Annotated in this window: 9 protein-coding genes and 1 pseudogene; 1 reads left to right on the forward strand and 9 read right to left on the reverse strand. The window is 61.1% G+C overall.

The window, feature by feature from the left end; translation table 11 throughout:
* From rimM to WBB85_RS07890, 9 genes and pseudogenes are all read right to left on the reverse strand, one after another.
* Positions 1 to 262 (reverse strand): annotated as a pseudogene (gene rimM / locus WBB85_RS07850) (ribosome maturation factor RimM); the annotation flags it as partial.
* Complete coding sequence (locus WBB85_RS07855; RefSeq protein ID WP_432638066.1) at positions 255 to 401, reverse strand: hypothetical protein; 147 nt, start codon at positions 399 to 401, stop codon at positions 255 to 257. The pseudogene rimM and the gene WBB85_RS07855, both read right to left, overlap by 8 nt.
* A gap of 33 nt (positions 402 to 434) precedes the next feature.
* Positions 435 to 881 carry a 30S ribosomal protein S16 gene (rpsP, locus tag WBB85_RS07860; RefSeq protein ID WP_432638067.1) on the reverse strand — a complete coding sequence of 149 codons (447 nt, stop codon included), beginning with the start codon at positions 879 to 881 and terminating at the stop codon, positions 435 to 437.
* A gap of 48 nt (positions 882 to 929) precedes the next feature.
* On the reverse strand, positions 930 to 1226 hold the full coding sequence (locus WBB85_RS07865) for a chorismate mutase (RefSeq protein WP_432638068.1): 297 nt from the start codon (positions 1224 to 1226) through the stop codon (positions 930 to 932).
* Positions 1223 to 1741 (reverse strand): GNAT family N-acetyltransferase, encoded by a 519-nt coding sequence (locus WBB85_RS07870; protein ID WP_432638069.1) that lies wholly within the window; start codon positions 1739 to 1741, stop codon positions 1223 to 1225. Before WBB85_RS07870 ends, WBB85_RS07865 begins: the two co-directional genes overlap by 4 nt.
* Positions 1738 to 2250 carry a GNAT family N-acetyltransferase gene (locus WBB85_RS07875; RefSeq protein WP_432638070.1) on the reverse strand — a complete coding sequence of 171 codons (513 nt, stop codon included), beginning with the start codon at positions 2248 to 2250 and terminating at the stop codon, positions 1738 to 1740. The genes WBB85_RS07870 and WBB85_RS07875 overlap by 4 nt, the downstream gene beginning before the upstream one ends.
* Complete coding sequence (gene ffh / locus WBB85_RS07880) at positions 2247 to 3746, reverse strand: signal recognition particle protein (RefSeq protein ID WP_432638071.1); 1500 nt, start codon at positions 3744 to 3746, stop codon at positions 2247 to 2249. Before ffh ends, WBB85_RS07875 begins: the two co-directional genes overlap by 4 nt.
* Before the next feature lie 216 nt (positions 3747 to 3962).
* Complete coding sequence (locus tag WBB85_RS07885) at positions 3963 to 4457, reverse strand: hypothetical protein (protein ID WP_432638072.1); 495 nt, start codon at positions 4455 to 4457, stop codon at positions 3963 to 3965.
* 361 nt (positions 4458 to 4818) lie between these two features.
* Positions 4819 to 5124 (reverse strand): hypothetical protein, encoded by a 306-nt coding sequence (locus tag WBB85_RS07890; protein WP_432638073.1) that lies wholly within the window; start codon positions 5122 to 5124, stop codon positions 4819 to 4821.
* Between the two features lie 175 nt (positions 5125 to 5299).
* On the opposite strand from WBB85_RS07890, the gene WBB85_RS07895 reads away from it, so the two are divergent.
* The coding region (locus WBB85_RS07895) for a LysR family transcriptional regulator (RefSeq protein ID WP_432638074.1) at positions 5300 to 5781 on the forward strand (482 nt) is incomplete at its 3' end.

Genomic DNA, 5781 nt, shown 5'->3' on the forward strand with positions numbered 1-5781 from the left:
GCCGGTCGCGGTCCGCAAAGAGGCTGACGCCGCGCAGCGCATCGGCCTGTTCCTTGGTGGTGATCCCCGGAATGCGGGCGGCAAAGCCGTTCTTGATGGCTTGGGTGATGACGGGCGCAAAGCTGCGCTTTCCGTCTTCGGTATATAGCGGGGCGTAGTCGGCAATCGCCTCGGGTTCGGCGCAAAAACTTTTCAGCCGCACCTCTCCCTTGACGCCGAAGGAACCGGCGATGGCGCCAACGCAGATACGCGTGTCATTCATCCGCTTTCCCCAATGCGCAGAACCCGCGCGGATCAAGCTGGCCGCCAGCGTCAAGGCAGCGGTCCATGTACAGGAACCTGTCCGCCTTGAACCCCAGCCAGATGCCGATCGAGAGCATCACGATCCAGATGATCCGCACAATCCGAGCCCACCCCGAAAGGGGGACCGCAGATTACTCTGCGGTCGTTTCTTCTGCTGCAGTTTCTTCTGCCGGAGCTTCTTCCGCAACGGCTTCTTCGGCTACCGGTTCTTCTTTCGGTGCAGCAGCGGCTTCGGCAGCAGCGGCGGCCTTGTCGGCCTTGGATTTGGCGCGCTCTTCAGCGGCTTTGCCCGGCTTTGCCTTGTTGGGGTTGCTGCGGGTCTTCTTTTCAAGCACGCCAGCAGCTTCAAGCATGCGGGAAATCCGGTCGGTCGGCTGCGCGCCCTGGCTCAGCCAGTGCTGAACGCGTTCGATGTCCATCTTGACGCGGTCTTCGCTGTCTTTCGGCAGAAGCGGATTGTAGGTGCCCAGCTTTTCGATGAAGCGGCCATCGCGGGGCATCCGCGAGTCGGCAGCGACGATCGAGTAATGTGGGCGCTTCTTCGAGCCGCCACGGGCGAGACGGATTTTCATAGCCATGATGTTTTCTCCTATGTCGTAGCTATTTGTGACGGGGACAGGCCCCTGTCATTCCTTGTGTTTCTTGTGGTGCCTGATCACTTCACTGATGATGAAGTTCAGGAATTCCTTGGCGAATTCGGGGTCGAGATCGGCTTCGGTCGCCAGCCGCTCCAGCCGTTCGATCTGCTGTTCCTCGCGCACCGGATCTGAAGGCGGCAGGTCGTGTTCGGCCTTCAGTTTGCCCACCGCGCGGGTGTGCTTGAACCGCTCGGCCAGTGTGAAGACCAGAATGGCGTCAAGCCGGTCGATACTGTCGCGGTGCTCTTTCAAAAGCTTTGCTGCAAGGGTTACGGCGTCGCTCATGCCTTTGCCTCCGGTTCGGGATGGGTGTAGATCAACGCCTCTTTCCCTGCGGGCGAGGCCCATGTGCCGGACCGGGTCGCGCCCAGCCGTTCCGCAAGACGGATCGAACGGGCGTTTTCGGGGGCGATCAGGCTGATCAGCGTATTTGAAGGCATGGTCTTGCGCGCATAATCGCGGCTGGCAACGGCGGCCTCGTATGCATATCCGCGAGCCTCGAATTCATCGTAGACGACCCAGCCCAGTTCCAGTGCCGGCCAGCCTTCGGGGTTCCAGAGACCGACCCGGCCGACGGCCCTGCCGCTGGCTCTTTCTTCCAGCCACCACATGCCGTAACCGCGCAATTCCCAATGGCCGATCATCATCGCCATGCCGCGCCACGCTTCGGACCGGCTGGCGGGGCCGCCGATCTCGGCGCTGCGTTCGGTCGTCAGGAACTTTGCGAAAGGCTCGAAATCGTCGGGCTTCGGGCCGCGCAGGATCATGCGTTCCGTTTCAAGGGTCGGGATCGTGATCATGCCCGCCCTCGCAGGTCATGACGGATCACCACGTCGCCCGGATCGACCCCCGCCAGATCGGGATCAATGACGCCGCCAAGCCGCAGGCCCAATGCGATCGACCGATCATTTTCCGGGTCGATGATGTTGATCAGGCGATCCCAGCCGAATCTCGCTCTGGCCCAATTCATTACTGCGCCTGCGGCCTCTGCCGCATAGCCCTTTCCTTCGACCCCGGGCACGACGAACCAGCCAAGCTCCGGCTCGGGATAGCCATCTGGTTCGTAAATGCCGACCTCGCCGACATAGGCACCGGTCTGACGGTCATCGATGCCGAAAGGCCCGTAGCCGCGCAGCGGCCACAGCGCGACCTCGGCGGCCCATGTGCGCCACGCCGCATCGCGCGGCTGCATCCCGCGTTCGTGGACCGAACGTTCGGATGCAAAGAACGCGGCCCAGTGTTCGAAATCCGAAAGCTTCGGCATCCGCAGGATCAGGCGTTCCGTGGTCAGGGTCGGGGCAAGCGTCATTTCTTTTTACCGAAACCCGACAATCCGGGCGGCAGGCTCATGCCGCCGCCAAGCCCGGGCAATCCGCCGCCCATTTTGCCCTGCAGGGCCTTCGCGGCTTCTTCCATCGCCTTGGGGTTGTTCATGTCGGGCATGCCGCCAGGCATTCCGCCCTTGCCGAACATGCCTTTCATGGCCTGCTTGAGCATGCCGCCTTTGCCCATCTTCTTCATCATGTCCGCCATCTGGCGGTGCATCTTCAGAAGCTGGTTCAGTTCAGAAACTTCCAGCCCGGCCCCTGCTGCGATCCGCTTTTTACGGCTGGCCTGCAGGATTTGCGGATTGGCGCGTTCCTTTTTTGTCATCGACTGGACCAGCGCGATCTGGCGGCGGAAAATGCTGTCATCAAAACCGGACTGTTCGATCTGCTTGGCCATCTTGCCCATGCCGGGCATCATGCCCATGACGCCTTCCATGCCGCCCATCTTCTGCATCTGCTCCAGCTGCATCTTCAGGTCGTTCATGTTGAACTGACCCTTCTGGAACCGGCGCATCATGCGTTCGGCTTGCTCGGCCTCGATCGTTTCCTGCGCCTTTTCGACGAGCGCGATGATATCGCCCATGCCAAGGATGCGGCCCGCGATCCGCTCAGGGTGGAATTCCTCGAGCGCGTCCATCTTTTCGCCAAGGCCGACGTATTTGATCGGCTTGCCGGTGACTGCGCGCATCGACAGTGCTGCACCGCCGCGCCCGTCGCCGTCCATCCGGGTCAGCACGACGCCGGAGATGCCGATCTTGCCGTCGAATTCCTCTGCGACCTCGACGGCGACCTGACCGGTCAGACCATCGACAACCAGCAGGGTTTCGCGCGGCTTGACGATGTCACGGACGTCTTCGACTTCCTTCATCAGCACCTGGTCGATCTGCAACCGGCCGGCGGTGTCGAGCATATAGACGTCATATCCGCCCATCGTCGCCTGTTGCTTGGCGCGCTTGGCAATATCGACCGGTTTCTGGCCCTTGACGATTGGCAGCGTATCGACGCCGATCTGCGCGCCAAGGATTGCAAGTTGTTCCATCGCCGCCGGGCGATTGACGTCGAGCGAGGCCATCAGCACCCGCTTGCCCGCCTTTTCCTTGAGCCGCTTGGCCAGTTTTGCCGTGGTCGTCGTCTTGCCGCCACCCTGCAGGCCGACCATCAGGATCGGCGCGGGCGGGCTGTCGACTTTCAGCGCGCCGGGTTCGTCGTCATCCCCGGACAGAACATGCACCAGTTCATCGTGGACGATCTTGATGACCTGCTGGCCAGGCGTAACCGATTTGGTAACCGCCTGTCCCGTGGCCTTGTCCTGAACGGCTTTTACGAAATCTCGGGCGACGGACAGCGAAACGTCCGCCTCCAGAAGTGCCACGCGCACTTCGCGCAGCGCTGTCTTGACGTCATCCTCGGACAGGGCACCTTGCTTTGTCAGCCGGTCGAAGACGCCGGACAGGCGTTCTGATAGGTTCTCAAACATCGCCGCGGCTCCTTTCGCCGGTTACAGGGTGCCCTCCCCAGATAGGGAAGAACGGTTCAAACGCAAATCGCGCCCGTGGCCGCGATCCAAACGACAAGCGCGCCAGTGGGCGCAACGCGCTGACTGACGGCGATCCCCTTTCTGAAAGAGGACCGGAAGCAATGGTGACTTCCGGATGTTGCGGGGCAGATACGCGCGGCGGCTGCGCGAGTCAAGTCAGGGGATTTGTTCGGACAATGGCAGATCAAGCCATTCGGCGGCCTGACGCGCAATGCGCGCGGGTTCATCGCCAGAGGCATAGGCACTGACCAGTGCCACAGGTTCCGGTCTGCCGGAGACAATAAGGACGGGGCGCAAGTTCGGTTTCTTGGCTTGAACCTTGGAATCGGCGATCCGCGCAGATTTCTGCGTGGCAGCGCCGGTCACATCCGCAAGCGCAAAACTTTCGACCGTCGTCCCGCGCATCGATTTGGTCCGCAGCACGACGGTGCCGCTGTCACGGTCCAAAGTCGCCGTCAGGCGGGTCACGCCAAAGACGATCACGAAGAAGCAAACAGCGCCCAGCCCGAGAAGCTTCAGCGCCTGCATGAAGTCTCCCGCCAGCATGTAACGCATCGCAAAACTGGCACAGGCCAGAACGGCCACTGAAGCCCCTGCAGCCAAAACCCAGTTGCCGTGATCAACCGTGAAGGTCTGTTTTGTCTGTGTCACCTTCGCCATTCGTGCACATTAGAAAATCTCGCGTATCTTGCTAGCCAATTTTTGAATGGAGAGCGTTAAACCGGAGCGGATCAGTGTGATTTATGCCGCAATGCCATGGGTTGGGTCGATCTGGTGGCTCTGTATCCCTGCGGGTGAAACTGTCGACGGGCGGCTGACTGATCTCGGCAGGCCGATTATACGCGACGCCAAGGCCGAAGTGATCCATTCGCTCCGTGTTCGCGGATCATGAGTGCTTGCCGGCGCCGCCGATGCAACCACCTGTGCGACGGGTTCAGGACAAAAAAGGCGCCCGGTTGCCCGGACGCCCTCAATCTCACGGCTAGGTGGCCGATGGCCGATGACCTTGCGATCAGTAATTGTCGGAATTGACGCCCGTTCCGAAGGTCGGCGTCGGGTTCGACGGCACCGAAGAGGTCGACATGTATGTCGCGCCTTCATCGGCTTCGTTCAGGACGTAGCTGACCTGATTGGTCCGGTTTTCACTTTGCGCCTCGATGATCCGGGACAGCTGCGATGTGCTATAGGCTCCCGGTTCAACGCCTGCTTGCAACGCCAGTTGGACGTCACCTGCATTGACCGGTTGTGCGCTGGCGGAGCCTGCAGCAACGGCGGCAACGATTGTGGCGGTGGCAAGGGTAAGGATGCGATTGGTCATGGTATTCTCCTTTATAGTCAGTAATTTAGGTTTCCGGTGCTGTTTGGGGATCAGGCGTTTCCGGCTCGTGATTAGGAAATAGGGGTGGAAGTCCTGATTGAAATTGGCCATCGTGCGAGAGACACTGTTCACTCGTGCACAAAACTTTTGCGTGTGCATTTCGTGAGGAATCCAGATGAGTTTTTCAAACTGGGATGAGATCCGCACCGCCTATCAGGTGGCGCGGCTGGGTACCGTGAGCGGGGCCGCGGAAGTGCTTGGCGTGCACCATGCCACGGTGATCCGGCACATCGACGCGCTTGAACAGCGGCTGGGCGTCAAGCTTTTTCAGCGCCATGCACGCGGCTACACCGCGACCGAGGCCGGGGCAGAGCTGTTGAAAGTGGCCGCCGCGACCGACGACCAGTTTTCGCAACTGGTGGGGCGCATCAAGGGGCAGGGCGGCGGCGTCACCGGCGAACTGGTGGTGACCAGTGTCGTGGGCGTTGCGGAAATGCTGACGCCGGTCCTGGCGCGGTTTCAGGCCCAGCACGAGGGGCTGACGATCCGTTACCTGACCGACTCGCGCCTGTTCCGTCTGGAATACGGCGAGGCCCATGTCGCGATCCGCGCCGGCAACATTCCGCAGGAACCCGACAATGTCGTACAGCCGCTGGA

Origin of the sequence: Albidovulum sp. (assembly GCF_049646345.1) — a bacterium.
Taxonomy (GTDB): domain Bacteria; phylum Pseudomonadota; class Alphaproteobacteria; order Rhodobacterales; family Rhodobacteraceae; genus Albidovulum.